The sequence below is a fragment of the Mycobacterium sp. genome (assembly GCF_025965855.1).
Taxonomy (GTDB): Bacteria; Actinomycetota; Actinomycetes; order Mycobacteriales; family Mycobacteriaceae; genus Mycobacterium.
In genome coordinates this window covers 1-26,564 of sequence record NZ_JAOPWB010000137.1, presented here as the reverse complement: position 1 = coordinate 26,564, position 26,564 = coordinate 1, and the positions used below count along the sequence as shown (strand labels likewise).

Genomic DNA, 26,564 nt, shown 5'->3' with positions numbered 1-26,564 from the left:
GAGGATGCAGCTGGGCCGATGGGACGCGCTACACGTGGGCCGGATGGAGTTTCCGACGTCGATGACCGATCCCGCTTCGTGCGAACCCGAGTCACCGCCGATGGACGGAGCGCGGCTCGGACCCGAGCCGAGTTCGGGAGTTGGCTCGAAAGGCATTTCACGCTGGGCCCCCAACGCCTCAGCGACTTGGTTCTCGCGGTGAACGAAGCGCTCGCCAACGCCGCGGAATTCGCCTACGTCGACGTGTCGCAGCGCGGAACCGTCGACGTCAGCGCAGCCTACGACGACGATTCCCACACCCTTGCCGTCACCATCTACGATCGCGGCCGCTGGCGTCAGAAGGTTCCGGAACCGGCCACCGTGGGGCGGCGGCCGCAGCTTCGGGGCCGTGGCATCCCGCTGATGCGGGCGCTCGCCGACGAGGTGACCATCGACCGCACCCCGCAGGGGACACACGTCACGTTGGTCTGGACCGACCTGACGCTGAACCGACCTGACGCAGGGGCTCACGCCTGACGCACGCTACCTGGCGTGCGCCAGCACCCGCTGGATGCGTTCGTCGCGCGGCAGGACCCGACACGACTTGGAAACCATTGCGGCACTAAAGAGTTGTTTGTAGCGCCGGCGCGTCACATGCTCAATCGCGTTCGGCCGCGAAGTTCGCAAGATTCATTGACTGGACGTGGCGGGAGGAATATCGTCACTACTTACGCTACGTAGCGTAGCGTAATGCCGTGTGTCTGACGGCGACAGTGCATGGCGACGAGGAGAGGCCCTCATGTTCGACCTGAAGATCACCGGTGGCACTGTCGTTGACGGCACGGGCGGGGAGCGCTATCGGGCTGACATCGGCATCAAGGACGGCGTGATCGTCGACGTCGTGCGGCGCGGCGCCGACGGCCCCGAGATGGCCGGCTTGGAGATGGCCGATGCTGCCGAAACCATCGATGCGACAGGGCATCTGGTGGCCCCCGGGTTCGTCGACATCCATACCCACTACGACGGCCAGGTGAGCTGGGACAGCCTGCTCGAGCCGTCCAGCGGTCACGGAGTCACCACCGTGGTCACCGGCAACTGCGGTGTCGGATTTGCACCGGTGCGGCCGGGCGCCGAAGACTGGCTGATCGCATTGATGGAGGGTGTCGAGGACATCCCCGGCACCGCCCTGACCGAGGGCATCACCTGGGGCTGGGAGAGCTACCCCGAGTACCTCGACGCCATCGGCAAGCAGAACTTCGCGATCGACGTGGGCAGCCAGGTCGCCCACGGCGCCATCCGCGCCTACGCGATGGGCGAGCGGGGTGCCCGTAACGAGCCGGCCACGCCCGACGACATCGCGGCCATGGCGCGGCTGGTCACCGAAGCGATCGAGGCCGGCGCGCTCGGGTTTTCGACCTCCCGCACGCTGGGCCACCGCGCGATGGACGGCGAGCCCGTACCCGGCACCTTTGCCGCCGAGGAAGAACTGTTCGGTCTCGGGCGCGCGATGGCGGCCGGCGGTCAGGCCGTGTTCGAGCTGGCCCCGCAGGGGGCCGCGGGCGAGGACATCGTCGCACCCAAGAAGGAACTGGAGTGGATGCGGCGGCTGGGCGCCGAAATCGACCGGCCGGTGTCGTTCGCCCTCATCCAGGTGGACGCCGACCCGAAACTCTGGCGCGAGCAGTTGGACCTGTCCGCGGCCGCGCATGAGGCCGGCAGCCGGTTGCACCCGCAGATCGCGGCGCGTCCGTTCGGCATGATGATCGGTTTCCAGGGGCATCACGGCTTCAGTCACCGGCCGACGTACCGCAGGCTCGATGCCGAATGCAGCCGCGAGGAGCTCGCGCAGCGCCTCGCCGATCCCGCGGTGAAGGCGGCGATCCTTTCCGAGGACGATCTGCCCGTCGACCCGGCAATGTTGTTCGACGGGATGTTCGCCCTGGTGCAGCACTCACTGCACCGTCTCTACGCGCTCGGCGATCCCCCCGACTACGAGCCCGCGCACGACCGCACCGTCGCGGCGATCGCCGAGGAGCGCGGCGAGGACCCGCTGGCTACCCTCTACGACCTCATGCTTGAGTCGAACGCGCGCAACATGCTGATGCTGCCGCTCTTCAACTACGCCGACGGCAACTGCGACGCGATCCGGGAAATGATGATGCACCCCGCGGGCGTATTGGGGCTCTCCGACGGCGGCGCCCACTGCGGAATGATCTGTGACGCTTCCTATCCCACCTTCCTGCTGACGCACTGGGCGCGGGACCGTCACCGGGGCGAGAAGTTGCCGCTGGAATACGTGATCCGCAAGCAGTCCCGCGACACCGCGCATCTGTTCGGCCTCACCGACCGCGGCACCATCAAAGCCGGTAAGAAGGCCGACATCAACGTGGTCGACATGGACGCCCTGCGACTGCACCCCGCGGCGATGGCCTTCGACCTGCCCGCCGGCGGCCACCGGATCCTGCAGGGCGCGAGCGGCTACGCCGCGACGATCGTCAGCGGGACGGTGACCCGCCGTAACGATGTCGACACCGGGGCCCGCCCCGGCCGCCTGGTGCGCGGAGCGCGCTGAGGCCCCGGGCATGAACGCGCCCGCCGGCAACCCAACTCGCACCCGCGACGAGGACGCGATCGGCACCCCGCCCGCCTGCCCGACCCTGGTGCCGGCCGAGCGCTATTACTCCCGGCCGTTCGCCCAACTCGAGGTCGAACGGATGTGGCCGAAGGTGTGGCAGCTCGCCTGCATGGTCGACCACGTCGCCGAGCCGGGCGACTACTTCGAGTACCGCTGCGGCCCGTACGGGGTGCTGATCGTCCGCGGTGACGACGGCGTGTTGCGCGCATTTCAGAACGCCTGCCGTCATCGTGGCAACTCGCTCTGCGTGGGCTCGGGTTCGGGGCTGCGCGAGCTCAAGTGCGGCTATCACGGCTGGACCTGGGACCTGGCCGGCGCGCTCAAGCGTGTGCCCGACCGCAAGGGCTTCGGCGCCCTGCGGATGTCCGACTTCCCGCTGAAACCGGCCCGGGTCGACGCCTGGGAGGGGCAGGTCTTCGTCAATCTCGACGTCGACGCGATGCCGTTGCTCGACTACCTGGAAGCGGTGCCCGACGACATCGCGTGGTGCCAGCTGGGCGACTTCCGTTGCTGCGCGACGCTCACCGTCGACGTCGACGCCAACTGGAAGACGATCGCCGATGGCTACAGCGAGACCTACCACATCCAGACGTTGCACCCCGAGTTGCTGCACTGCGTCGATGACATCCATGCGCCACAACAGATCTGGGGTCACACCGGCAAGTCCGACCAGCCGTATGGCGTGCCGAGCCCACGCTTTGAGGGCGCGCTGAGCGACGAAGAGGTCTGGGACGCCTACGTCTACACGCAGGGCGCGCTGATGGGTGTGGCCGAAGGCACGCCGTTCCCCGCCGACGAACGCCGGCCCGGGCAGACGGTCCAGGACTTGATCGCGGACCGCACGCGGGCGTTTGCGGCCAGCCGCGGGGTGGACCTCGACTGGGCCGACACCGACCGGATCACCCGGCTGCACCAGTACAACGTGTTTCCCAACATGACGCTTCTGGCCAACGCCGATCACCTGACGCTCATGTGCTCGCGACCCGGCCCAGATCCCGATCACGGCGAAATGGTCATCTTCCTGATGACCCGGATGTCGAGGGGCGCGCCCCGCAGCAAGCCGGCGGACGTGCGGACCACCGCCGGGGAAGCCGAACCCGGCCTGGTGCTCACCCAGGACATCCAGCTGCTCGCGGGCCTACAGCGCGGCCTGCACCAGCCCGGCTTCACCCACCTGGCGCTCTCCAGCGAAGAACGGCGCGTGATCAACATGCATCGCAACCTCGAGCGCTACCTCGACCTGCCCGAATCCGAGCGGATGACCGGCAGTTAAAAGGTGCCGACGTAATTGGCTTAGACCTCCCGAAACCGGGTATAAGCGCATTAGACTCCCGGCTTGTGACGAGTCCGTCCGATGCCTGGGGCTACGAACGGCGGCAACTCTTGCATCAGGTACAGATGCGATGTCAGGCGCTCGGCCGCAGGCGGGCGCGGCGGCTGTGTCACCGCTTTGAGCGCGTCGGAGTCCACACCGCTCCCGAACGGCTGCGGCAGATAGTGGCGGGTGCGCCCGTCGCGGACGACGAAGTGACGGATGTCAACTTCGCTTTGATAGCGATGCAGCTGAACCGCGAGGCCCGCGGCGCGAGGGTCAAGCGCCTGAAGCGGCGCGCCACCCGGTCACTGCTGTTCATAGGCCTGGTCCTGGTCGTACTCAACTTCCTTTTGTGCGTCGCCTACGTCTTGCTGAACCTGGCCCAGCAGGCCACCCCGTTGTGAATTCGGGTCGCCGCACCTGCTCGACGTTTCAGCGTGGCGCGACGATCCCGTTGTCGTAGGCGTAGACGATCGCCGCGGCGCGGTCCCGCAGGCCGAGTTTCCCGAAGATCCGGCCGACATGGCTTTTGACGGTGACACCCGAGATGCACAGTTCGTCGGCGATTTCGCTGTTGGACAAACCCTTTCCGATCAGTGTCAGAACGTCCAGCTCGCGGGTGGTGAGCTGGGCGATCTCCTTGCCATGTCTTTCACAGGAGCCGTTGGCGGTCTTGCGGTAGGTGGTGAGCACGCGTGAGGTGACCGCGGGATCCAGGTAGCTGTCTCCCCTGGCCACCGTCCGCACAGCGCGGATCAACTCCTCGGCCGACGAGTCCTTGAGCACGAATCCGGCGGCGCCGGCCCGTAGTGCCCCGGACAACAGGTCGTCCTCGTTGAATGTGGTCAATGCGAGCACCGGCGGGCCCCCGGCCAGTCGTCGCGTCGCCTCGATGCCGTCGACTCGTCGCATCCGCAGGTCCATCACGACGACATCGGGTCGATGCTCGGCCACCGCCGCGGGCACCTCGTCTCCGTCCGCGCATTCGGCGATGACATTGAAACCGTCCTTGCGGCGCAGGATCCGGCGCAACCCGGAGCGCACCAGGTCCTGGTCGTCGACCAGCAGCACCGCAATCTCGGGTGATTCAGCGATATCGGGGATCACAACTTGCACCACGGCGGGCGCCAACCGGTGTCGCCCTCTCCGAGCGGGATCTCGGCGCGCACCGACCACCCGTCGCGGGTCGGGCCGACATCAATGGCCCCGCCGAGCAGCTCGACGCGCTGGCGCATGCCGCTCACACCCCGCCCTTCCGCCGACGGCGCGGCGAGGACCACGGCCAGCAGCTGATTATTGACGATGAGGCTTGCCGACGCTGCTGAAACCGTCAGCGCCACCGTGGATTTCGAGTCGGGCGCGTGTTTCGCGATGTTGGCCAGCGATTCTTGGGTGATGCGGTACAGCGCGTGGCCGACCGCGGCCGAGACGCGTTTGACGGATCCGTCGCTGCACAGAGTGACGTCCAGGCCGGCCCGCTCAAAATCCGCAACGAGAGCATCGATGTCGTCGATGCCGGGTTCGGGGGTGATTTTCATCGGCGAAGTGTCAAGAAGCCCGACGGTCCGGCGGATGTCGGCCATCGCCTGTCGGCCCAGCCGCTCGGCCTGTTCAAGCGCCTCGAGCGCGTCGTCGACGTCGCGATCCTGCTGCAGCACCCTACGCGCGCCGGTCACATGCAACAGCGTGATGCTGAGCGAGTGGGCGATGACGTCGTGCACCTCACGGGCGATGCGCCGTCGCTCGTCGGCCGCGGCGTGCTCGGCCAACATCTTCTGCGCCTCGATCTGTTCGGCCAGCAGCAGCCGTTGAGTCCGCATCACGTAGCCGAGCAGCCAACCCGCCGCCACAAAACCCAAGTAGAGAGCCACCGCGTCGAGGCGGTGCAGCGCCGATGCGGCGACCAGCAGCGCGGCCGCCGAAGCGGCCGCCAAAATGCCACCCGAAATCGAGGCCAATGTCGCGACGGCCAGCACCATCAAGACCAAAAATGCCGGGGCGAAATCGGCGTGAATGGGCGTCGACGTAGCGAACAGCATCAGCGCGGTGGCCGTCGACCACGTCAGCCACAACGGCGTTGGGGCGAGCTTCAAGTTGAAGACGAAGAACGTCAGCTCCGGCGACAGGGCTACCGCGAACGCAATCAACGCGACGGGCAGGTCGGCGGTGGGTCGCTGCAGCGTCGCGATTACCCCGCCTAGCACGACGGTGGCATCGACGGCGATCAGCGACGCCCAGGTGATGCCGACAGGGATCAGGTCGCTTCGTCGGCGTAGCTGTTCTCGCAGTACGGCTGCTGCGGCACGCAACATCAAACAATCGTAGAACTGCGTGCCGTCTACCCACATCATGCCGGGGTCGGCACCGGCCTCCGACCGTGGTAGGAGACAAAGACTGCACTTGGGCACGACGCGCGACAGCTGGCTGCTTTCCTAACGTCGAGTCATGACATGGACACTGCTGCACGACCGCATGGCTTTCATGGCCGACGTGATACAAGCCGCCGAGACCGATCCCGATGCGGCGCTCGCGCTGGCCGACGGTTCATCCGAGTTGTCTCGGCTGTTCGGTGGCGAGGAGGGGCTGCTGCTTTCGCTGCGGCAACGCTGGATGACGATGCTGATCGCCAAGCTGGATCAGGCGGCGCACGACGGCGTCGCGGCCGAGCAGGTGAGGGCCGGCCTCGCCGCGGCGGAGCCCGGGCTGCACGCCCTGATGGAGGTCGCGTCCCGGCGATCGCTGCGGGTGCGGTCCCTGTCCGGGGGCGAGCAGCGGGTCATGGAGTTGTTGGGCGGACCGAGCGATCGGCAGACCGTTGCATGACGGAACCGGAATGCTCTTGCGCCGCCCCTGCTTGTTCACAGGCCGATTCGCGATCCTGGTCGTGGGCCTGTGGGCATTGGCGGCGGCCGCCGCCAATTTGGCCGTGGCGCGACTGGAGCGGGTCGTGGACACCCACGCCCGCGCGTTCATGCCCGCCGACGCGCCGAGTTCCGTCGCCGCGTCCCGCGCCGCAGAGCTGTTCGCTCAAAAACCCAGCAACAACTTCGTTTATGTTGTGCTGGAACGGGATCAGCGACTCTCGCCGCCTGACCGCCAGTTCTATGACGCGCTGACCGCGTCCCTCTCCTCCGATCGTGGTCACGTGCATGCGCTGACCGACTTGTGGTCACAGCCCGCCACGGCCGCCGGTGCACAGAGTTCCGACGGGAGGGCGGTCAGCGTGATGGTGCGGCTCGCCGGGATGCTCGGCACGTCGGCGGCGCGCGATTCGGTGAATTCCGTGCGTGGCACCGTGGCCAAACTGTCTCCGCCGTCGGGCCTGCGAGTCCTCGTCACGGGTCCCGGCGCCACGATCGTCGACGAATTCGCCGCGATCGACCGGCAAATGCTCACGATCACAGCCGCGACGGTCGGTGTCATCCTGCTGTTGCTGCTGTTGGTGTACCGATCGCCGATCGCCGCGGCGATCCCGCTGATGTCGGTCGGCATCGCGCTGGCCGTGGCACGGGCCGTCGCAGCGGCGTTTGGCCAGGCGAATGTCGTTGAGGTGTCGCTGTTCTCGGTGGCACTCATGGCGGCGATGACGCTGGGTGCCGGCACCGACTACGCCATATTCCTCATCGGCCGCTACCAGGAGGGCCGGCGTCGCGGCGTTGCACCGACGCAGGCGCTGATCGAGGCCTACCGTGCCGTCGCGCCGGTGGTGATCGGATCGGCGCTGACAGTGTCGGTGGCGCTGGGATGCCTGGGCTTCGCCAAGGTGGGGATGTTCCGCAGCGCCGGGATACCCGGCGCCATCGGGATTCTGGTAACCATGGCCGCGGCCTTGACGCTGACGCCGGCGCTCATGGGCTTGGCGCTGCGCCGCGGGTTTCTCGAACCGCGGCCCTCGACGACGTCGCGGCGCTGGCGGCACGTGGGAGCCGCGGTGGCGCGTTGGCCCGGACCCATCCTCATCACCGCGGGCGGGTTGACCCTGCTGGTGACGCTGCCCCTGGCCGGCATGCGGGTCGGCTGGAACGAACCCGCCGCCACTCCGTCCGCCGCCGAATCCAGCCGCGGGTACGCGGCCAGCGACCGGCACTTCGCGTCCAATTCGCTGCTGCCCGACGTCGTGACCATTCAGGCCGACCACGATCTGCGCAACCCGGGGGGTCTGATAGCCGTCGAGCGGATCACACGCCAGGTCATGGCGATACCGGGCGTGCGCAGGGTGCAGTCCGCGAGCCGCCCCGACGGCAGGGTGCCCGACCAGGCGACGTTGACGTATCAGACCGGCGTGCTCGGCCGTCAGCTCGGGGACACGATCGACTCACTGACCCACCGGCTGAACCGGGTATCCGAACTCGACAACGCCCTCGCGCAGGCGCAATCCGCGGTGGACTGGCTCGGCGGTGGATTGCGCGGCGGCAGTATGGGACTGGCCGACATGTCCGCGGCCGCGGACGACATGCGCAGCGGCATGGACGGCGTGCAACGCTCCGTCACGACGGTATCGGGTTACCTTGACCCCCTGCGGGATTTCGTTTCGCGGACTCCGGACTGCGCCGCCAACCCCGTCTGCTCGACGGTGGACCGTGTTGTCCAGCCCGTCGACAGCCTTGTGCAGACCTCGACGCGGCTCGGCGACGGCGCGGCGAAGCTGACCAGGGGGTCAAGCGCCGCCGCGACGGCCATCTCGGGCTTACCGCAAACCGTGACGTCGATGAAAGACGCGCTGGGACAGGCGCGTTCGGCCACCCGCGACTTGTTGGGCCTGAGCGAGACGATTGGGCCGCAGCTGCACCAGTTGACCGACTACCTGACCGAGATCGCCACGCAATTTCAGGGCAGCGCCGCGTCCGGTTTCTACCTGCCGCAGCGAGCACTGAGCGACCCGCGCTACGTCGACGTGCTGCACCAACTGATTTCCGCCGACGGTCGCGCCATCTACCTGCTGGTCTACGGCGACGGCAACGAATGGGGCGCCGAGGGCGCCGGGCGGGCGGATCAGGTGCGCACCGCGATCAGGGAGGCCACCAAGGAGGGGACGCTGACCCCGATGGGGGTCGACCTGGCCGGTGTCGGTCCGGTGACCGCCGACCTGCAGCGGTTCGTCGCCCGCGACAGCGCATTGCTCGTGGGTGCGGCACTTGTTCTCATCTTCATGATCGTCACGGCGATGCTCCGCAGTCCCGTGGCCGGACTGGTGGTCGTCGGCACCGTCGCCGCCTCCTACGCGTCGGCGCTGGGCACCAGCGCGCTGATTTGGCAGCGCCTGCTCCATCACGACCTGCACTGGGCCGTCGCGCCCATCGCTTTCATCGCGCTGATCGCCGTCGGCGCGGACTACAACCTGCTCCTGGCGCTGCGGATCAAGCAGGAGGCAACCGCAGGCATCAGAACGGGCATCATTCGCGCGTTCGGGGGTACCGGTGGGGTGGTCACCACCGCCGGCATCGTCTTCGGGCTCACCATGCTCGCGCTGGTGGGCAGCAGCGTGCTCAGCATCGCCCAGATCGGCACGACCATCGCGGTCGGGCTGATGGTGGACACCCTGGTCGTGCGGGCACTCGTGGTGCCCTCCATCGTGGCACTACTGGGTAGGTGGTTCTTCTGGCCGCGCGGCCTCCGGCCACGCGCCGCAGCGCCAACGAAAGCGCCGGAGCGTCAACTTGTTCCGGTCGGTCACACCTAAGTGTCAGAATGCCGGTACCGCGTCCAGCCGGAACACCGCGCAGCGGCCGGCAAGGGCCTCGAACTCATCGGCGGTTCCTTGCCGCACCAGCCCCGAGCGCTTGAAAAAGCCGACGCCCCTCGGCACTTTGTCAGGAAAAGCGCGGAGCACCGGGCGGGCCTCGTCCGCGGTGAGCTCGACGAACGTGACGCGCTTCGCCTTGCGCCCCCGGGTGACGGTTCCCGTGCCGGCGGCACGGGCGTTGAGCACCCAGTCGGCCCGCGGATATCCACCGACGACATAGAGGCCATCATCAAGCGTGAAGGGGGTGGCCGGCGTGCTGCGCGGCTCACCCGACTTGCGGCCGGGCACCGTCAGCACACGTATCGGCCCGGTGGCGATACCGAGGCTTTGCATCGCGATGAGGGCCTTGTTCATCGTCTTGAGCCAGGCTGGCGGTTTGGGATCAGACATTGCGTCCCCAGGTAACTCGTTGGCGAATCCGTGTGGAGGTGCTTTCCCTAAGTGATATCAACTTGCCTGATGCATGTCAAGATGCCTGATACCTGCGGCGCTTAGTCGCGGTCGTGGTGGCACACGGCCTCTAGCTTGAGACCGAACGGGTCGTACCAAAAGGTGGCGTAGTAGTGCCCCGGGTACTGCGGAAAATGCTGTGGGAGGTGGATGACCATGCCGTAGTAGTGCTTCGCGGCTGGGAGATCCGGCACGTTGATGCCAAGGTGGCCTAGCATCGCATCAGCCAACCACGGCGCGGGTTCGTCGGCACGGTCACCTTCACGCCGGCCCGCGCCCGTCACCGGCCAGCCGGAGCAGGAGGCGCGTGCCGCCCAGCGGACTGGAGTGCAGGGACGCTTTCCCGCCGTGCAATTCGGCCTGCTGGGCGACCAGGGCCAGCCCTAGCCCCGACCCGGAGCGCGATGCGGTCGACCCGCGCGAGAAGCGTTCGAAGACCGCGGTGCGTTCCGCTTCGGGCACCCCGCTGCCATTGTCGTCGATAGCGATTTCCACGCCTTCGCCGGAACTGCTTACGTTGAGCCGGATTTCGTTGGCGCTGCCGTGCTTGACGGCGTTGGCGATGGCATTGTCTATCACCAGCCTCAGCCCGGTCGGCAGCCCCACCATCAGCACCGTTGGCGACGGTACCAGCGACACCTGCACGTCGGGGTATATCCGAAGTGCGTCGTGCGCGGCACGATCCAGAAGTTCGGTGATGTCGAAGGGGGCAAAATCATCGACGGTGGTCAGTTCGCCCTGCGCCAGCCGTTCGAGCGCCGTCAGCGTCGCTTCGATCCGACTCTGGGTGCGTATGACGTCACCGATTACCTCTTGGCGCTGCTCGCGGGGTATTTCCAAGGTGGACAACACTTCTAGGTTGGTGCGCATGGCGGTCAGCGGGGTGCGCAGCTCGTGTGACGCGACGGCGGCGAAGTCGCGGGCCGACTCGAGCGCCGCCCTGGTGCGCTGTTGCTCGTTGCCGATGCGGGCCAGCATGCCTTCGACCGCTTCGGCGATTTCCACGGCCTCACGCACGCCGCGAACCTGGACTTCGTCGGGGCTGGACTGAGCATTGATGGCGCGGGCCTGCTGGGCCAGCAGCAGGAACGGATTGACCATGATCAACGAGATCACCCAGCCGACGAGGATCGTGCCGCCGATGACGCTGCCGCAGATCAGCAATACCCGCAGGTGCAGTTCGTTGATCCGGTGTTGAGCCTCGGCCAGCGGCGCGGCGAGGGCGATGGAGGCGGGGCCCGCGCTGAAGGTGCGGACGCGGTATTGCACGCCGTTGATGGTGGTGTTCGCGTATCCGTTCGGGAGTTGGGGCAGAGAGATATTGCCGGGAACGGACACGGTCACACCCCCGATGCGCGCGGTGCGCACCAGGTTGCCGTCCGGCGTCGGCCGATCGGGAGTGGCGAGCTGCCCGGTGTTGATCAGCGTGTTGATGTCGCCCAAACTGCTCACCGAATCCAGCCGGCGGTCGAGCTGGCTGTACTGATCGTTGGTGACGCCGATCCACACCCAGGCGCCCAAAAGGACGACGAGCGTGATCACCGATAACGCGGCGACGATGACGATGGTGCGCAGTGACAGCACCTTCATCGGCAGCTGTACATGGTGAAACAGGGGCATATCGGTCGCCATTACTCATACCGCCCGCGGCAGCTGCCGAAGCATCGCACGCGGGCCGTGGGTCAGCCGGCCCCCCGCAGCGAGTTTCTGTGGCATCTTGCCTTCCCTGTTCGCCCCCGGCTTGGCCAACGAGCTCAGGATATAGGCGCGATGTCTGAGGTTAGCGGTTCACACGCGCGGGTCAACCGACGGCGGCGCGGCGGTCAGCTCCCTTGGGAGGTCACCGTCTTGGTGTCGACCAAGGTCAGCCCGACACCGCGGCGCTCAGCGTTTGCCGGCCTACCGTCGGACCGGCGGGGTCCGTCCGGCTCGATCACGCCGTGGACCTGCACCATGCCGGCAGCGCAATCAGGAAAACGACCAGCGATGTTGGCAGGTCGCTCCGAATCATCGAGCGCAGCCGGTGCTTTCGTGAAACCTGGCCGCGAGCGGCGCCGTGCTTGCGGGGTTCTCCGGCGTGCTGCATTGCTCGCTTCCGGTTAGGTGTTGGCTGGGCATTCCGCCATCTGCGGCACTAGCGTCTACGTAACGCGTTGGGGCTTAGGCATTTATGCAACTGCCGGCTTATTTCGTCGGCTGAGAATTCCCGGCCCCTGTGGTGAAAGGTAATTGGGGCGTTCGGATGCGGGCAACCCGGTGGGCGCGCGCCGCACCAGTGTTTCAACGAGCGGTCTGTGAAGTGCGCCACACTGATTTGGCTTCCGCCTAGGTGAGTGAGTACTCTCTCACCGTGCAACCTTCGGGACGTGACCGGCTGCTGGGCGAAGCGCTGAGGCTCTTCGCCGACAAGGGTTACGCGGCGACCTCGGTTGCCGACATCCAGCGGGCATCCGGCCTGGCGCCGGGGTCGGGTGCGCTCTACAAGCACTTCGGCTCCAAGCGAGAGCTGTTGGAGGCCGCCGTCGCGCACCGGATCGACAGCATCGTGGCGGCCCGGGAGCAGTTCGACGCTGGAGAGCCCGGCAGTGTCGAGCAGGCGGTGCGCACCGCGGGCCAGCTGATCTGGAACAACCTCAAACAGGGCGAGGATTTGCTCAAGGTCATGCTGCGCGAGCCCGATGAGCTCGGCGATCTCGACGAGAAAACATGGCAGGTCATCACCGACAACGCCTATCAGCGGTTCGCCGACGAACTGGCCGCGTTGAATCTGTCCGGCCGGACACACATACCCGATCCCACGGCGGCCGCGGCCGTGGCGATCGGCTCGTTGTCCTACGCCGCGACACTGCAGGCGCTGACCGGGCGTTTGCCCGGCAATATCGCCGAAGGCCGCTACATCGAGGCGTGGGTGAACCAAACGCTCAGCGTCCTCAGGCAATATCGCAATCCTAAAACCACTGACCAGCAACCTATTTCAGGAGTCAAGCCGTGACATTCTCACTGCAACTGAGCGACGACGTAATCGAGGTGCGCGATTGGGTGCACAAGTTTTCAGCCGAGGTGATCCGCCCCGCCGCCTCGGAATGGGATGAGCGGGAGGAAACTCCGTGGCCCGTGATCCAGGAGGCCGCGAAGGTCGGCCTGTACTCCCCCGACTTCTTCGCGCAACAGGCGGCCGAGCCGACGGGGCTGGGCTTTCTCACCACGTTCGAGGAGATGTTTTGGGGTGACGCCGGCATCGCCCTGTCCATCCTGGCTACCGGTCTGGCCGCGGCGGCGTTGGCGGGCAACGGAACTCCGGAACAGCTGGGCCGCTGGCTTCCCGAGATGTTCGGTACGCCCGACGAACCCAAACTCGGCGCGTTCTGTTCCTCCGAGCCCGACGCGGGATCTGACGTCGGCGCCATCCGCACTCGTGCACGCTATGACGAGGCGGCCGGCGAATGGGTCCTCAACGGCACCAAGACATGGGCGACAAATGGCGGCATCGCCAACGTGCACATCGTGGTGGCCTCGGTCTATCCCGAGCTCGGCACCCGTGGTCAGGCCACGTTTGTCATCCCTCCGGGGACCCACGGGCTGACCCAAGGCCAAAAATTCAAAAAGCACGGGATCCGTGCGTCGCATACCGCCGAGGTGGTGCTGGACAACGTCCGGCTGCCCGAGGACACGATTCTCGGCGGCCGGGAGAAGTTCGAGGAGCGCATCGCCCGGGTCAAGTCCGGCGCCTCGTCGCGCGGGCAGGCCGCGATGAAAACCTTCGAGCGCACCAGGCCCACGGTCGGTGCGATGGCCGTCGGGGTGGCCCGGGCCGCGTATGAATACGCCCTCGAATACGCCTGCCAGCGCGAGCAATTCGGGCACAAGATCGGCGAATTCCAGGCGATCGCGTTCAAGCTGGCGGATATGAAGAGCCGCATCGACGCGGCGCGCATGCTGGTGTGGCGGGCCGGCTGGATGGCGCGCAACAATCAGAGCTTCGACTCAGCGGAGGGCTCGATGGCCAAGCTGGTGGCCAGCGAGACCGCGGTCTATGTGACCGACGAGGCCATCCAGATCCTGGGCGGCAACGGGTATACCCGCGACTACCCCGTGGAGCGGATGCACCGCGACGCCAAGATCTTCACCATCTTCGAGGGAACGAGCGAGATTCAGCGCCTCGTCATTTCGCGGGCGCTGACCGGCCTGCCGATTCGTTAGAGCTTCGGCGTCAGCTGAGACATGATGGCGGGATGACCACCGACATCCGTGTGCTCGACAGCGAGGACGACCTCATCGCCGCGGCGAACGTGTTTCGCGCCGCCATGGTCGGGTTTCCCCCGCTGGCGAACCTGGCGCCCGGGCAGATCACCGAGCTGCTCGAACCCGGCCGCACGATCGGGGCTTTCGTCGGAGGGCAACTCGTTGGCACCGCCGACGCGGCGACGAGCGGATTGACTCTTCCCGGCGGGGCGATCGTGGGCCATGCCGCGGTGACCCACATCGGGGTGCTGCCGTCGTTCACCCGAAAAGGCATCGCCACCGACCTGATACATCATCAGTTGCGCGACATCGTCGCACGCGATGAGGTGGTCGCAACGCTGCGCGCATCGGAGGCGATCATCTACGAGCGCTATGGCTACGGTGTGGCGAGTTCATCGCACACCGTAGAGGTCCAAACGGCGAGGGCGGCGCTGCGCCCCGACATCGGCGCCGGCGGTCCGGTGCGACTGCTGGAGGGGAGCGAAGCGTGGGACGTCCTGCCCCGGATCTACGCCGAGAATCGTCCGTCCCGCCCGGGAACCATCGACCGCCCGGGGGTGTGGTGGCAGGGCTTGCGGATGCGTACCGAATCCTCGCCGGGCCCTTCGTATGTCGCGGTGCACGGCGAAGTGGGATCAGAGTCCGGATTCGCTCGCTACCGCCCCGTCGACACCGAGGCGTGGTTCGTCAGCGACCAGCGCACCATCGCGGTCGAGGACTTCTTCGCGCCCACCATGGAGGCCTACGTCGGGCTGCTGCGTTTCCTGCTCGAGCTGGATCTTATTGACCGCGTGGTCTTCTGGATGCTTCCCATCGACGATCCGCTGCCCTGGCTGCTCGTCGATCGGCGAGCCGCGCGGGTGAGCGCGGTGCACGACGAAACGTGGCTTCGCGTCGTCGATGCGCGAAAGGCGCTGGCCGCACGCGGATACGTTGGGGACGGCGCGGTGACCATCGCCGTCGACGACCCGCTGTTGCCGGACAATTCGGCGAGCTTCACCGTCACCGCCGAGGGCGCGGAACCGACGGACCGACGCGCCCAGCTGCACACCGGCGTCGAAGCCCTAGGCGCGGTGCTGCTCGGCGGCGCGACCTGGCGCGGCCTGGCCGCCGCCGGGCTGGCACGGGCCGACGATCCGGCGACGCTTGCCCTCGCCGATCGCCTGTTCGCGGTGCCCGAAGCGCCGCACGCCGGATTCTTCTTCTAGCGATGATCGTCATCGTCGGCGCGGGGATCTGCGGGCTGGCGGCCTCCTACGAGTTGTCGCGCCGCGGCGAGAATCCGGTTGTGCTCGAACGGGGCCGGCCGTTCGCCGAGCAATCCGCGGGACTGGCACGGATCTTCCGCATCGCGCATCGGCGCCCGACGTTGTGCAGGCTCGCTATGAGAGCGCGCGGCGGATGGCGGCGCTGGGAGGCCGAATTCGGCGCCGGGCGCCTGCTTGGCACGGAAGGCTTCATCGCCGCCGGCGCGTCCGACACCGCGGCCGCAATGGACGATGCCGGCGCCGCTTACTCCTGGCTTAACCGATCGGAAATCACGGCGCGAATCCCGTTCCTGGCCGCGCCGTGGGAATTCGGAGTGTTCGACCCGCTGGGCGGCAGCCTGCGCATCCGCCGCGCGCTCGATGCCCTGGCGCGGCGTGCGGTCATCAAACGCGACGAGGTCGTGTCGGTCGCCGACGACGGCGTGACGACGCTTGGAGACGGCACGGTCGTACGCGCGGACCGCGTGCTCATCTGCGCCGGTGTCCAGACGCCGGCCCTCTTCGGCCCGCTCGGCGTCGAGTTCGCCCCGCACACCCGCTTCACCTACGATGGCGCCGAAGCGACCGGCGCCGCATGCCTTTCCGCGCCCGAGGGCTACGGGTTGCCGCTGGGCAGCACGGGTCGCTGGGCCTTCGGGCAGGAGGTGCACAACCCCGCGACCGTGCGCGCGCTGTTCCCGTCCCTGTCGCCCGTGGATCAGGTGGACTGCGTGACGGTTCGCGCCCCGTGGTTGGACTCGGGCGGCGACGGCTGGACGGTGGCTCGGCGGGGCCGCGTCGTCGCCTTCGTCGGCAGCAACCTCATGAAGTTCGGTCCCCTGCTCGGCGAGTTGCTCGCCCAGGCCGTGCTGAGCGACGAGCTGCCAAAAGACCTCGCTCTGCTCGGTTAAAGCCCTGCACCACAACGTGTTCAGTGCGAGCGCGTGATGCTACACGGACTGCACGGCGCGGGCTCCGGGGCCAGGCTTGGGCTGAACGTCTCGCGCGCCGAGCGGGACGTCGTCGCGACTGCAGCGCAGCATCAGGTCCACGGGCCGTCCGCAATCGCGGTGAACGATCTCAACGGCCGGGCCCTCGGGGTCGGCCTCCCAGCGGTCGCCCCACCGCATCAGCGCGATAACGGCGGGCAGCAGGTCGAGACCCTTATCGGTCAGGCGGTATTCGTGGCGTTCGCGTTGGCCGGGTTCACGGTAAGGAACACGCTGCATCACCCCCGCTTCGACCAGGGTGTTGAGCCGTTCGCTGAGCAGGTTGCGGGCGCATCCGACGTGGGCCTGGAACTGCTCGAAGCGCCGTGCTCCGTAGAAGGCTTCCCGCAGCACCAGCAGCGTCCACTTCTCTCCGACGATGTCGAGCGCGCGCTTCACGGAGCAGTTTTCGGCGCTGTAGCTGTCTCGGGATGCAAACACAATGCTCAGCATAGCAGGGTTTGACTTTGCAACTCAGGACTCGATAGGCTGCGTTGTGAAAGTAAATTCAGAGCTTTGCCGACGAACTGGAGGTCCTGATATGCCCATGCTCGACGCATACATTCCCGAGGGTGCGCTCCCTGCCGAGGCGGAAAGAGCGCTGCTTGTCCGGCTGACCGACGTACTGCTTGAACACGAGGGGGCGGACCCGGCCAATCCGGCGGCTCGGGCGCTGGCCAAGGTGTGGCTGCACCGGCCCGCGGCCGTGCTGCACGCTGGCGAAGAGCCCGCGGCGCCGCACTATCGGGTGATCGCGTCGGTGCCGGAGGGTCAGTTCGATGACGAGCGTCGTGCGAGCATGGTCGCCGCCGTCACCGACGCAATCCTGGATGCCGAGGATGGGCGTTACCACCGCGACCCGTTGCGTATTTGGGTATTTGCCAACGAGATTCCCGACGGTACCTGGGGCGGTGGCGGACGCATCGCGAGGCTGGCCGACATCGCCGGCTTCGTGCTGGGCGATGCTGGCCGGGGGCGCGCCTATGCCGAGCGACGGCTGGCCGGACGCCGGTCAGCGCTCGCCTGAAGTGCCCGTGGCCGGCACATGGCCGCGGGCGGGCGTCATCCCTTTCAATCGACAGCCGGGGGCTAGTGGCGCCGCGCGACCATCCGGCGCTCGAGCGCACCCAACGCGGCGTCGCTGAGTTTGCCCAATCCGGCGAGCAGGACGATTGCCAGCAGCATTACATCCGTGCGACCGGTGTTCTGGCTGTCGATAAGCAGGAACCCGAGACCCTTCGACGACGCGATCAGCTCCGCTGCCACCAGAAACAGCCACGCATTCGCCAGGCCCAATCGCAGCCCGTTGACCAGTTCCGGCGCCGCGGCAGGCAGCATCACGGTCGTCAACAACGAGGCGCCGTGTCGACCGTAGGCGCGGCCCACCTCCAGGAGCTGCGGATCCACGTGCGACAGCGCCGATGCCGTCGTCGTGTAGATGGGAAAGAACGCCCCGACTGCGACGAGCAACACCTTCGGGGTCTCGTCGATCCCAAACCACAAGAGCAGCAACGGCACCCACGCCAACGAGGGCACCGTGCGAAGCGCCGCCACTGTCGGCGCCAGCAGCCCGCGCGCGATAACCGATAACCCGATGAGGGAACCGAGCGCGAGCGCAGCCACCACCCCGGCCAGGTAACCGAGCAGAACCCGCGAAAGGCTCGCTTGCAGATGCGTCCATAGTTCGCCGCGGCGGAGCAGCCCGTCGAGGGCGGCCAGCACGTCGCCGGGAGGCGGCAACTGACTGGCGGAGAACAATCCCGCGGCTGTGACCAGTTGCCACACCGCCAGCAGCAGAATGGGGACGACCAGGCCCACCACCGCCCGCGGGGCGGCGGCGCGCAGCCTCAAGACGCTTGCCGGGCGTACTTCGGGTCGATGATCGTGCTCAAGGCGCCGCGGCCGGCTTCGTCGGATCTGATATCGGAGTCCGCCACGGCGATCGGCAAGATGTTGGTCAGGACCGCCCGCTGCGGATCGCCCGGGGCCGGCGAGATGTCCAAGGCCGTTCGCTGCAGCTCCTCCTGGGCGACGCTCGTGGTCACCTTCGCCAGCGAGGCAAGCAACGCCGCCAATTCGTCGGGGTGGGCCTTCGCCCATTTGCGGGCCTCCTCATAGCTGTTGACCACGGATTGGACGAGGTCCGGATGTGCGGTGCTGAAGTCATCGCGAACGTTCAATACGCCGTAGGAATTGAAATCCGGGTTGCGGTACAGCAGCCGCGAACCCTGTTGCTGAACCGTCTGCGCCATGAAGGGGTCCAATCCGGACCAGGCGTCGACGTCGCCGCGCTCGAGCGCGGTTTTACCGTCGGCATGCTGCAGATTGACGATTTCCACATCGGCGGGCGAAAGACCTGATGTCGCAAGCGTTTGCAACAGGAAGAAGTAGGGGTCGGTCCCTTTGGTGACCGCGATCTTCTTGCCCCTCAGATCGGCGACCGAGTTGATGCTCGAATTCTTTGCGACAACAAGAGCCGTCCATTCCGGCTTGCTGTACACGTCGACGATCTTGATCGGTGTGCCGTTGGCCCGCGCGACCAACGCGGCCGAGCCGGCGGTGGACCCGAGGTCGAGCCCATTGGAGCGCAGACCCTCGTTGGCCTTGTTACTGCCCGCCGACAGCACCCAGGTGACGTTGTAACCCTGGCTTTCCAGCAGGCGCTGATCGCGCACCACGAGGCTCAACGGGTTGTAGTAGGCGTAGTCCAGCCGGATGCCCTTTGCCGCCGCCGTGCCGGCGTTCGAACCGCAGGCAGACGCGGCAGTGATGGCGATGAGCAGCAAAATCGCCGCCAAGCGGCTCCCTTTCACCACGTGCTGGCCTCCTCTTCGATGGCGTACCGCGGTCCGGCGCCGCCGTGACGGGGTACGCCGAGCGCGTCCAGCAACTGGTCGCGCAGCGCGGCGACGCGCGGGTCGCCGCGGTCCCGCGGCTTGGGGAGGGCAACGTCGAACGTCGCGGCAATGGTTGCGGCGCTTTTTGTTTCGGCGCGTGCGCCGGCGCGCAGGATGAGCACGCGGTCGGCGAGGATCGCCGCCTCGTCAACGTCGTGCGTCACCAGAAGCGTGGTGGTGCCTGCCTCTTGCTGCACCGTGTCGAGCAGGTCCTGCATCCGCAGCCGGGTCAGCGCGTCGAGCGCCGCCAGCGGCTCGTCGAGCAGCAGGACGCCGGGCCGCCGGGCGAGGGCGCGTGCCAGGCCTGCCCGTTGCGCCATGCCGCCGGAGACTTGCCGCGGGTAGTGGTTGCCGAACTCGTGTAATCCCACGACATCCAGCCAATGTTGCACCGCCCCAGACGCTTTCGACCCCGTGCCGCGCGGCAGCCCGAATGTGACGTTGGCCGCCAAGGATCGCCACGGCAGCAGTCGGGGTTCCTGGAAGACCATGGCACAGCGCGGATCGATCCCCCGAACGGCCTTGCCGTCGATCTCGATCCGTCCTTGGGTCGGACGATCAAGACCTGCGACGAGCCGCAGCAGCGTCGACTTGCCGCTGCCCGAGGATCCGAGCAAAGCGACCACCTCGCCGGGTTCGATCTCGATGTCGACGTCGTGCAGCACGGTGCGTGTCCCGAACGTTCGGTTGACACCGCGAAGGGACACACATGCCGGCGCCGGGTTGGTCGACATCACCCGCGCAGCCTAGGAATCGCGCTGCGCGGCCGCCAGGTTTGGGTTGGTCGTGATTCAAACCCCGTGCCGCGCTACCGGCGTCAGCCGTGGGGCGCCTCGGAGATCTTGGTGTCCGGCTTGCCCAGCGTTTGGCAGTACGTCATCGCGGACAGCCGCGTCGCCGTGATCTCCACGTTGGTCGGATCGGTCCCGTTCTTGTCCTTGAGCATCTTGGTAACCTCATCGCTCTGCTTTTTTTCGTCCTGCGTGGTGAAGTCCTTGCATTTCGTGTCGCCGCCCGTGTTGATGATCTGTGAGGCCGAACACGCTCCGGACAGCAGTGCGCCGAACGCAATCGCGGCCGCGGCGGTTTGCTTGATCATTTGCCCTCCTACGTCCGGGTTGTGCTATCTGTTCACCAAATCGGCTGATTTCAAACCTGACTGCGATTTGCGTCGGCGGGCCATGTGTTTGCTTGCGCCGAAGTGGGAATAACTCCCTGGGCGGCCACGTCTAGTAGGCATTGTCGGCCGGCCGCGCGCACAAACCCGGGGAGGACAAGCAGTGATCTCGTCGAACGCGTCAACCGGCCTTGGGCTCGGGACGGGATCGGCGTCGGCCGCGGTGGAGCGGGACGAGCGCGGCGGGTCGGGTGCGACGCGAGCCGTGTTCGCCAGCGTGTTGGCCCTGTTGCTGTCAACGGGATGGGTCGCCAACCACTTCGTCGCGTTGATGCCGTCGATCAGCGACCGGCAACACCTCGACGCGGCCGGCCTCGATGCGATCTTCGGGATCTACGCGCTGGGATTGTTGCCCGGACTGCTTTTCGGCGGGCGCGCGTCCGATGCGCTCGGGCGTCGGCCGGTGGCGTCGGCGGGCTCGATGACCGCTGTGGTGGGGACGTTGGCGATGCTGCTGTCGCAGCAGCCCGACGTGTTGCTGGCGGGACGTTTGATCGTCGGGCTCGGTGTCGGTCTCTTGATGAGCTCGTGCACCGCATGGGCCTCCGATCTGAGGGGCCCTGCCGGTGCGGCCGCCGCTGGAGCGGTGTTGCTCGCCGGTTTCGCCGTCGGCCCATTCGCGGCGGGCGTGATCGCGCGGGCGGGCGAACTCGGCATTCGGGTGTCGTTCGGGCTCGCCGCCGCCCTCGTCGTGGCGGCGACGGTTTTTTCGGCCGTGGCAGTGCGGCGCGGGGGCAAGATCGCGCCGGCAACGGCGCACGGCTGGGAGCCGTCGACGGCGGCGCGGCGGGGAACCGCGTGGGCACTGAGTTGGGCCATGCCGCTCGCGCCGTGGGTGTTCGCCTCGGCGACTTTGGGATTCATCACCATCCCCAGCCGCGTGCACACCGGGCTCGCCGCTCCGATGGCCGCGGGAACCGCCACGCTGATCGTGAACGGCGTTAGCGGACTCATTCAAACGCTGGCCCGCGCGCTTCGATGGGGGCCCCACGCCGGCACCGCCGGTGCACTGCTGGCCGCGCTCGGCTACGCGGTAACCGCGGTGGCCCCGCCGGTCATGTCGGTGGCGCTGGGCCTGTCCCTGTTCTTGATTCTGGGGTGCGCGTCCGGCCTGTGTTTGCGTGAGGGCTTGATCGATCTCGAAGCCGCGGCGCCGCAGCGCCTGCGCGGTGCGCTGGTCGGAGTCTTCTACGTTGTGACTTACGTCGGCTTCGGCCTGCCACTGATATTGACCACTGCCGGGCCCGCGGTTTCGACGATGATCTTGGCGGCGATGTCGGTGCTGGCGTTGGTGACAGCGACGAGTCGTGCGATGCGGCTGCGACGGGATGGTCACCGCCAGAACTGACGGAGTGCCGCTAAAGCAGTTGGCGTAACGTCTCGATCAGCTTGATCCGCTCCGCCGGCGTGCCCGCCATGGGTGCAACGTTCAGCGTGCTTACCCCCGCCTCGCGGAACGCGGCCAAACGTTCCTTGACGAACTCGCGTGTGCCGATCAAGTTGACGTCTCGCACGAGCTCATCGGGCACTACCTTCGCCGCGCCCTCCTTGTCGCCGGCCAGATAGAGCTCTTGGATCCGGTCGGCTTGCGGACCGTAACCATACTTGGTGGCGAGGGTGTGATAGAAGTTCTTGCCCTTGGCGCCCATCCCCCCGATGTAGAGCGCGAGGTGCGGTTTGACGAATTCGCGCAGTGGCTCGACGTTTTCGCCGATGGCCAGAGCCGGTCCGGCGTATACGTCCAGTTGCCCCAGCGCGGGGTCGCGCTTGGCCTGACCGGCGGCCAGCGCCTCTCCCCACACGTCGCGCGCCTTCTCCGGCAGATAAAAGATCGGCTGCCAGCCCTCGGCGATTTCGGCGGCCAGCTCGACGTTCTTGGGCCCCAGCGCGGCAACCAGGATCGGAATGCGCTCTCTGACGGGCTGATTGATGAGTTTGAGCGGCTTTCCAAGTCCGCTGCCCTGTCCGGCGGGCAACGGGATCGTGTAGTGCTTGCCCCGGTGTTGCACGGTCTCGCGCCGCCACACCTGACGGCAGATGTCGATGACTTCGCGAGTGCGCGCAATGGGGGCGTCGTAGGGCACGCCGTGGAAACCCTCGATGACCTGAGGGCCGGAGGCGCCTAAGCCGAGCGTGAACCGGCCGTCGGAGACGTAGTCGAGACCGGCGGCGGTCATCGCGGTCAGGGTGGGCGTGCGCGTGTAGAGCTGCAGGATGCCCGAGGCCAACTGAACCCGTTCCGTGCTGGCCGCCAGGTAGCCCAGCGCGCTCACCGCGTCGAACGAATACGCCTCGGGGACAAAGACCATGTCCAACCCGGCGCGTTCCAGGTCGGCCACTTCGGCGGCGACCTCCTTGAACCCGCCCGCGTAGTTGATCCCCAATCCGATCCGCATGATAAAGACCCCTACGCCGTGGCGAACTGGTTGGCCAGTTCGACAGCCTCTTGCCGAATCCGATCGAACTGCGCGCCCATCGCCTCGGAGAGTGCCGTGGCGCCCGACAGCGGCCGCACCATCACCATGAAGTCGTCGATCAGCCCGTCGTCGTTGAAGTGCAGGAAGTCGCAACCGGTGATCTTGACGCCCGGCGCGCCGGAAATCCCGGCCTCGAACACGAACGCGTGGTCACGCCCGTTGCTGTCGGCGATTTCACGGACGTAGTGGAAGTCCTCGAAGACCCGCAGCACCCCGCGCAGGATCGCCGCGGTGATCGGCTTACCGACATACGGCTTGAACGCCACGGGGCTGGTGAATACCACGGTGTCGGCCAACATCGCCTGGATGGCCGTCTCGTCGCGCTCCTCGACCGCCTTGCGAAAGGGATGCTTAGAACTCACGAGATACCTCACGTTAGTCAATTTGTTGAGTAGGTGTGGTCGACGCTAAAGCGTCTTCGGCCGTATGTCGATGTGCGATTAATCACTTTGTTGATTATTCACCTCGTTATACTGTTACCCGTGTCGCTGCGTGATGCGGTGTTGGCCGCCCTCCTCGAGGGCGAGGCCTCCGGATACGACCTGGCTAAACGCTTCGACGCCTCGGTGGCGAACTTCTGGATGGCGACCCCGCAGCAGTTGTATCGAGAACTCGACCGGCTCGCTGAGCAAGGTCTCATCCAGGCACGCATCGTGCACCAAGATCGTCGCCCCAACAAGCGCATGCTCTCCTTGACCGAGGCAGGTTACGAAGCAATCCTGCAGTTCACCGCCCGCGCACCGAAGCCCGCTGCGATCCGCGATGAACTTGCGGTCAAAGTCCTGGCCATCGACGCCGGCAACGCGCAGGCCGTACGCGACTTCATGGTGGAACGAGTGCAATGGGCGAAAGCCAAACTGCAACGCTATGAACGGATGCGGGCTCGGATGCTCGACGGCCGCACCGAAGCGGAATACCTGGCCCATGCCGAAAGGGTGGGCCCCTATCTGACGCTGCTGCGTGGAATTTCGTTCGAAAAGGAGAATATCCGCTGGGGCGAGCGCGCACTGACGATCATCGAGCACCGCCTGCCGGGCGCTGGCGCTCGATGAGGTTTGGAACCCATGAACGCTCGGCCCAGAAGCGATGCGAACCGCAGCTCGTTGGCCGTCGAAATCGACGTCACCGTGCAGCCCACTCGTACTTTTTCCCGCCCGCGTGCATCTCGACGAAGACTTGCCGAGCCCCAAAGGGCGCCTCCGGACTGATGACCTACGACACTAGGAGCTGTTGTCGGCCTGCACCGCGTCGCCGGGCTGCTGCCCCCCGATGAGTTCTTCCACACCGACCTCGGGGACAGCGCTATCGGCCGGTGGCGGGGCCGCCGCGAGCGCGTCGCCGGGCTGATTCGGGCCGATCAGCTCGTCGTGACCGACCTCGGGAAGGTTTCCCTCGCCGTTGGCCCCTCCGTGCTTGGCCGGCTTCTTTTTCGCCGTTTTCGGCGCGGCCTTGCGTCGCGAAGGACGGTGACCGTTGGGCGTTAACCCGATCGACTCGCTGACCATCTCGATGGCCTTCTCCGTGTACACGCGATAGCCGAAGTTCGGTCGGTAACCATGGATTTCGGGCGTATCGAGGTCGCGCATGAACTGCAGTATCTCCCGGCTGAACACCTGCCCGGGCACCAACACCGGAAACCCCGGAGGGTAGGGCGTTACGTAAGTCGCCGACACGATGTCGACTCCCGCGTCCAACCGTTCGTCAATTTGCTCGCCGGTGAGGTATTGGCAATTGGTGTCGTCGTAGGAGAGGTAGAACGCTCGGCGGACATCCCCTTCGGGCGTCGCTTCGCTTCCGCTGTGATCCCGGAATGCCGGGTGGAAGCCGCTGAAATCGGGCAGCACCAAGGACATTTCGGTCAGGCGATACACCGCCTGCTCGAAGTGTTCGCGCTCCCCGAGGCTCATCTCGGAGATGTCCTGGTCCAGCTCGCGGGCGATGTTGACGAGAACTTCCACCAGGAAGGCCACCGAGCTGCGGGTGGTGCCGATATTGGTCATGAACAGCACGCTGTTGCGCGACGTTTTATTGATCTGAATTCCGTAGCGGTCCATCAACTGTTGGCGCTTGAACGTGTCTCCGTCGTAGCCGGTGGGCCCGATGAACAACGTGATTCTGGACGGATCGAGTACGAACTCGTCCTGATCCCAGGCGGCCATCATGTTGCGCAGACCCGAGCGCAGGGGCTGGGAGATGGCCGACGGCCGGAACCCCTCCGGGATCAAATCGGAAGTCCGCAGGCACCTCATGTACTTGCTCAGTAGGGGATGGTTGTCGATCGCGTCGCGCAGCTGCATCGCGTTTTCGATCTGCCGCTGGACCAGTTCAACACCTTCCAACGCCACCTGTCGGCGACCGAGATCCAGCGACGCGAGGATCTGGTAGTTGGGTGAGGTGGAAGTGTGCGCCATGTAGGCCTCGTGGAACGGCTCCGCCACCTTCTGGTCGTAGTCCTGATCGAAGACATGGATCATCGATCCCTGCCGCAGCGCGGTCAGCGTCTTGTGCGTCGATTGGGTCGCATACACCCGCACCCGGGCTCGTGCCGGGTCGGGAATCAGGCGACGCGCCAACAGGTCGTCATCGCTGGGTTCCTCGGCGGTCTCGGCGGCCAGGTGCTCCTCAAACCGACGCTTGTAGTCCGGGTCCTGCAGCCGCTCCCGCAGTGCCCGGGCCGAGGCCATCGCGGTGCGTGTCCGATAGACCGGGTGAAAACGTGCGAACGCGAACCATGCCTCGTCCCAAAGGAATACGAGGTCGGGCTTGATGGCCAGGCACTCCTCCATGACCCGCTCGACGTCATAGACGATCCCGTCGAAAGTGCAGTTCGTCAGCGACATCATCTTGACCCGGTCGAGCTTGCCGGCACGCTTGAGGGCCAACAACTTCGACTTGATCTCGCGCAGCGGAACCGCGCCGTACATCGAGTAGTCATTGAGCGGATACGCCTCGAGATAAACGACATTCGCGCCGGCGAGCATCATCCCGTAGTGATGGGACTGATGGCAGTTGCGGTCCAGCAGCACGATGTCGCCGGGCGCCACCAACGCCTGCGTGACGATCTTGTTCGCCGTCGACGTTCCGTTGGTGACGAAGTAGGTGTGACGCGACCCGTAGGCTTGCGCCGCGAGCTGCTGGGATTCGCGCAGCGGGCCGGTCGGCTCGAGCAGTGAGTCCAGACCGCCACACGTCGCCGACGTCTCGGCCATGAACACGTCCAGGCCGTAAAAGCCCACCATGTCCCTGATCCAGTGCGAGTTGACGATCGATTTGCCCTGCGAAATCGGCAGGGCGTGAAAGACGCCGGTGGGCCGGTGGCTGTACTCCTTGAGCGCGCTGAAGAACGGGGTGCGGTAACGCGCCGCCACGCCGTGCAGGATCGACAGGTGAAGCTCGAGCATGCCTTCCCGAGC

26 protein-coding genes are annotated in these 26,564 nt (G+C 66.5%); 13 read left to right on the top strand and 13 right to left on the bottom strand.

Annotated elements, in window-relative coordinates:
* The first annotated feature begins 18 nt into the window (after nt 1-18).
* From JWP83_RS10640 to JWP83_RS10625, 4 genes are all read left to right on the top strand, one after another.
* Nucleotides 19-516 carry an ATP-binding protein gene (locus JWP83_RS10640; RefSeq protein ID WP_297729841.1) on the top strand — a complete coding sequence of 166 codons (498 nt, stop codon included), beginning with the start codon at nt 19-21 and terminating at the stop codon, nt 514-516.
* Between the two features lie 262 nt (nt 517-778).
* A complete protein-coding gene (locus tag JWP83_RS10635; RefSeq protein ID WP_297729839.1) occupies nt 779-2,551 on the top strand; it encodes an amidohydrolase family protein in 1,773 nt (590 codons plus the stop codon).
* Between the two features lie 10 nt (nt 2,552-2,561).
* A complete protein-coding gene (locus tag JWP83_RS10630; protein ID WP_297729837.1) occupies nt 2,562-3,887 on the top strand; it encodes an aromatic ring-hydroxylating dioxygenase subunit alpha in 1,326 nt (441 codons plus the stop codon).
* A 65-nt stretch (nt 3,888-3,952) separates the two neighbouring features.
* Nucleotides 3,953-4,333, top strand: a complete 381-nt coding sequence (locus JWP83_RS10625; RefSeq protein WP_297729835.1) for a hypothetical protein — start codon at nt 3,953-3,955, stop codon at nt 4,331-4,333.
* Between the two features lie 28 nt (nt 4,334-4,361).
* Here JWP83_RS10625 and JWP83_RS10620 read toward each other — a convergent pair whose 3' ends face one another.
* On the bottom strand, nt 4,362-5,048 hold the full coding sequence (locus JWP83_RS10620) for a response regulator transcription factor (protein ID WP_297729833.1): 687 nt from the start codon (nt 5,046-5,048) through the stop codon (nt 4,362-4,364).
* Nucleotides 5,033-6,241: a histidine kinase gene (locus tag JWP83_RS10615; RefSeq protein WP_297729831.1), complete on the bottom strand. Its 1,209-nt coding sequence runs from the start codon at nt 6,239-6,241 to the stop codon at nt 5,033-5,035. Before JWP83_RS10615 ends, JWP83_RS10620 begins: the two co-directional genes overlap by 16 nt.
* A 133-nt stretch (nt 6,242-6,374) precedes the next feature.
* Here JWP83_RS10615 and JWP83_RS10610 point away from each other — a divergent pair, with 133 nt between their 5' ends.
* Both JWP83_RS10610 and JWP83_RS10605 read left to right on the top strand, forming a co-directional pair.
* Nucleotides 6,375-6,752 carry a hypothetical protein gene (locus JWP83_RS10610; RefSeq protein WP_297729829.1) on the top strand — a complete coding sequence of 126 codons (378 nt, stop codon included), beginning with the start codon at nt 6,375-6,377 and terminating at the stop codon, nt 6,750-6,752.
* 10 nt (nt 6,753-6,762) lie between these two features.
* A complete protein-coding gene (locus JWP83_RS10605) occupies nt 6,763-9,609 on the top strand; it encodes an RND family transporter (protein ID WP_297729827.1) in 2,847 nt (948 codons plus the stop codon).
* A gap of 3 nt (nt 9,610-9,612) precedes the next feature.
* On the opposite strand, the gene JWP83_RS10600 is transcribed toward JWP83_RS10605, so the two are convergent.
* The 3 genes from JWP83_RS10600 to JWP83_RS10590 all read right to left on the bottom strand — a co-directional run bounded on the left by JWP83_RS10600 (nt 9,613) and on the right by JWP83_RS10590 (nt 11,712).
* Complete coding sequence (locus tag JWP83_RS10600; RefSeq protein ID WP_297729825.1) at nt 9,613-10,062, bottom strand: nitroreductase family deazaflavin-dependent oxidoreductase; 450 nt, start codon at nt 10,060-10,062, stop codon at nt 9,613-9,615.
* Between the two features lie 101 nt (nt 10,063-10,163).
* Nucleotides 10,164-10,340, bottom strand: coding sequence for a hypothetical protein (locus tag JWP83_RS10595; protein WP_297729823.1), 177 nt, complete (start codon nt 10,338-10,340; stop codon nt 10,164-10,166).
* 43 nt (nt 10,341-10,383) lie between these two features.
* A complete protein-coding gene (locus JWP83_RS10590) occupies nt 10,384-11,712 on the bottom strand; it encodes a HAMP domain-containing sensor histidine kinase (protein ID WP_297729928.1) in 1,329 nt (442 codons plus the stop codon).
* Nucleotides 11,713-12,472: 760 nt separating this feature from the next.
* Between JWP83_RS10590 and JWP83_RS10585 the strand changes: the two genes are divergently transcribed.
* The 4 genes from JWP83_RS10585 to JWP83_RS10570 are packed head-to-tail and all read left to right on the top strand — an operon-like array spanning nt 12,473 to nt 16,522.
* On the top strand, nt 12,473-13,114 hold the full coding sequence (locus JWP83_RS10585; RefSeq protein WP_297729821.1) for a TetR/AcrR family transcriptional regulator: 642 nt from the start codon (nt 12,473-12,475) through the stop codon (nt 13,112-13,114).
* The gene (locus tag JWP83_RS10580) at nt 13,111-14,322 is read left to right on the top strand and encodes an acyl-CoA dehydrogenase family protein (RefSeq protein WP_297729819.1); all 1,212 of its coding nucleotides are present in this window, start codon (nt 13,111-13,113) and stop codon (nt 14,320-14,322) included. The genes JWP83_RS10585 and JWP83_RS10580 overlap by 4 nt, the downstream gene beginning before the upstream one ends.
* A gap of 32 nt (nt 14,323-14,354) precedes the next feature.
* On the top strand, nt 14,355-15,572 hold the full coding sequence (locus JWP83_RS10575) for a GNAT family N-acetyltransferase (RefSeq protein ID WP_297729817.1): 1,218 nt from the start codon (nt 14,355-14,357) through the stop codon (nt 15,570-15,572).
* 2 nt (nt 15,573-15,574) lie between these two features.
* Complete coding sequence (locus JWP83_RS10570; RefSeq protein ID WP_297729815.1) at nt 15,575-16,522, top strand: FAD-binding oxidoreductase; 948 nt, start codon at nt 15,575-15,577, stop codon at nt 16,520-16,522.
* 39 nt (nt 16,523-16,561) lie between these two features.
* Here JWP83_RS10570 and JWP83_RS10565 read toward each other — a convergent pair whose 3' ends face one another.
* Nucleotides 16,562-17,041, bottom strand: coding sequence for a helix-turn-helix domain-containing protein (locus JWP83_RS10565; RefSeq protein ID WP_297729813.1), 480 nt, complete (start codon nt 17,039-17,041; stop codon nt 16,562-16,564).
* 106 nt (nt 17,042-17,147) lie between these two features.
* On the opposite strand from JWP83_RS10565, the gene JWP83_RS10560 reads away from it, so the two are divergent.
* Nucleotides 17,148-17,627 (top strand): hypothetical protein, encoded by a 480-nt coding sequence (locus tag JWP83_RS10560; protein ID WP_297729810.1) that lies wholly within the window; start codon nt 17,148-17,150, stop codon nt 17,625-17,627.
* 62 nt (nt 17,628-17,689) lie between these two features.
* Here the strand turns inward: JWP83_RS10560 and JWP83_RS10555 are convergent, their stop codons facing one another.
* The 4 genes from JWP83_RS10555 to JWP83_RS10540 all read right to left on the bottom strand — a co-directional run bounded on the left by JWP83_RS10555 (nt 17,690) and on the right by JWP83_RS10540 (nt 20,596).
* Nucleotides 17,690-18,400, bottom strand: a complete 711-nt coding sequence (locus tag JWP83_RS10555) for an ABC transporter permease (protein ID WP_367185622.1) — start codon at nt 18,398-18,400, stop codon at nt 17,690-17,692.
* A 47-nt stretch (nt 18,401-18,447) separates the two neighbouring features.
* A complete protein-coding gene (locus JWP83_RS10550) occupies nt 18,448-19,413 on the bottom strand; it encodes an aliphatic sulfonate ABC transporter substrate-binding protein (RefSeq protein WP_367185621.1) in 966 nt (321 codons plus the stop codon).
* Nucleotides 19,410-20,204, bottom strand: a complete 795-nt coding sequence (locus tag JWP83_RS10545) for an ABC transporter ATP-binding protein (RefSeq protein WP_297729926.1) — start codon at nt 20,202-20,204, stop codon at nt 19,410-19,412. The genes JWP83_RS10550 and JWP83_RS10545 overlap by 4 nt, the downstream gene beginning before the upstream one ends.
* A 110-nt stretch (nt 20,205-20,314) precedes the next feature.
* Nucleotides 20,315-20,596, bottom strand: a complete 282-nt coding sequence (locus tag JWP83_RS10540; RefSeq protein WP_297729798.1) for a hypothetical protein — start codon at nt 20,594-20,596, stop codon at nt 20,315-20,317.
* Nucleotides 20,597-20,777: 181 nt separating this feature from the next.
* On the opposite strand from JWP83_RS10540, the gene JWP83_RS10535 reads away from it, so the two are divergent.
* Nucleotides 20,778-22,022, top strand: a complete 1,245-nt coding sequence (locus JWP83_RS10535) for an MFS transporter (RefSeq protein ID WP_297729795.1) — start codon at nt 20,778-20,780, stop codon at nt 22,020-22,022.
* 10 nt (nt 22,023-22,032) lie between these two features.
* Here the strand turns inward: JWP83_RS10535 and JWP83_RS10530 are convergent, their stop codons facing one another.
* Both JWP83_RS10530 and JWP83_RS10525 read right to left on the bottom strand, forming a co-directional pair.
* Entirely contained in the window at nt 22,033-23,070 is a 1,038-nt protein-coding gene (locus JWP83_RS10530; protein WP_297729792.1) for an LLM class F420-dependent oxidoreductase, read from the bottom strand.
* 11 nt (nt 23,071-23,081) lie between these two features.
* Nucleotides 23,082-23,513, bottom strand: a complete 432-nt coding sequence (locus tag JWP83_RS10525; protein WP_297729789.1) for a nuclear transport factor 2 family protein — start codon at nt 23,511-23,513, stop codon at nt 23,082-23,084.
* Nucleotides 23,514-23,633: 120 nt separating this feature from the next.
* On the opposite strand from JWP83_RS10525, the gene JWP83_RS10520 reads away from it, so the two are divergent.
* On the top strand, nt 23,634-24,203 hold the full coding sequence (locus tag JWP83_RS10520) for a PadR family transcriptional regulator (RefSeq protein WP_297729786.1): 570 nt from the start codon (nt 23,634-23,636) through the stop codon (nt 24,201-24,203).
* A gap of 168 nt (nt 24,204-24,371) precedes the next feature.
* Here the strand turns inward: JWP83_RS10520 and JWP83_RS10515 are convergent.
* On the bottom strand, nt 24,372-26,564 hold a 2,193-nt coding region (locus JWP83_RS10515; RefSeq protein WP_297729783.1), incomplete at its 5' end, for an ornithine decarboxylase.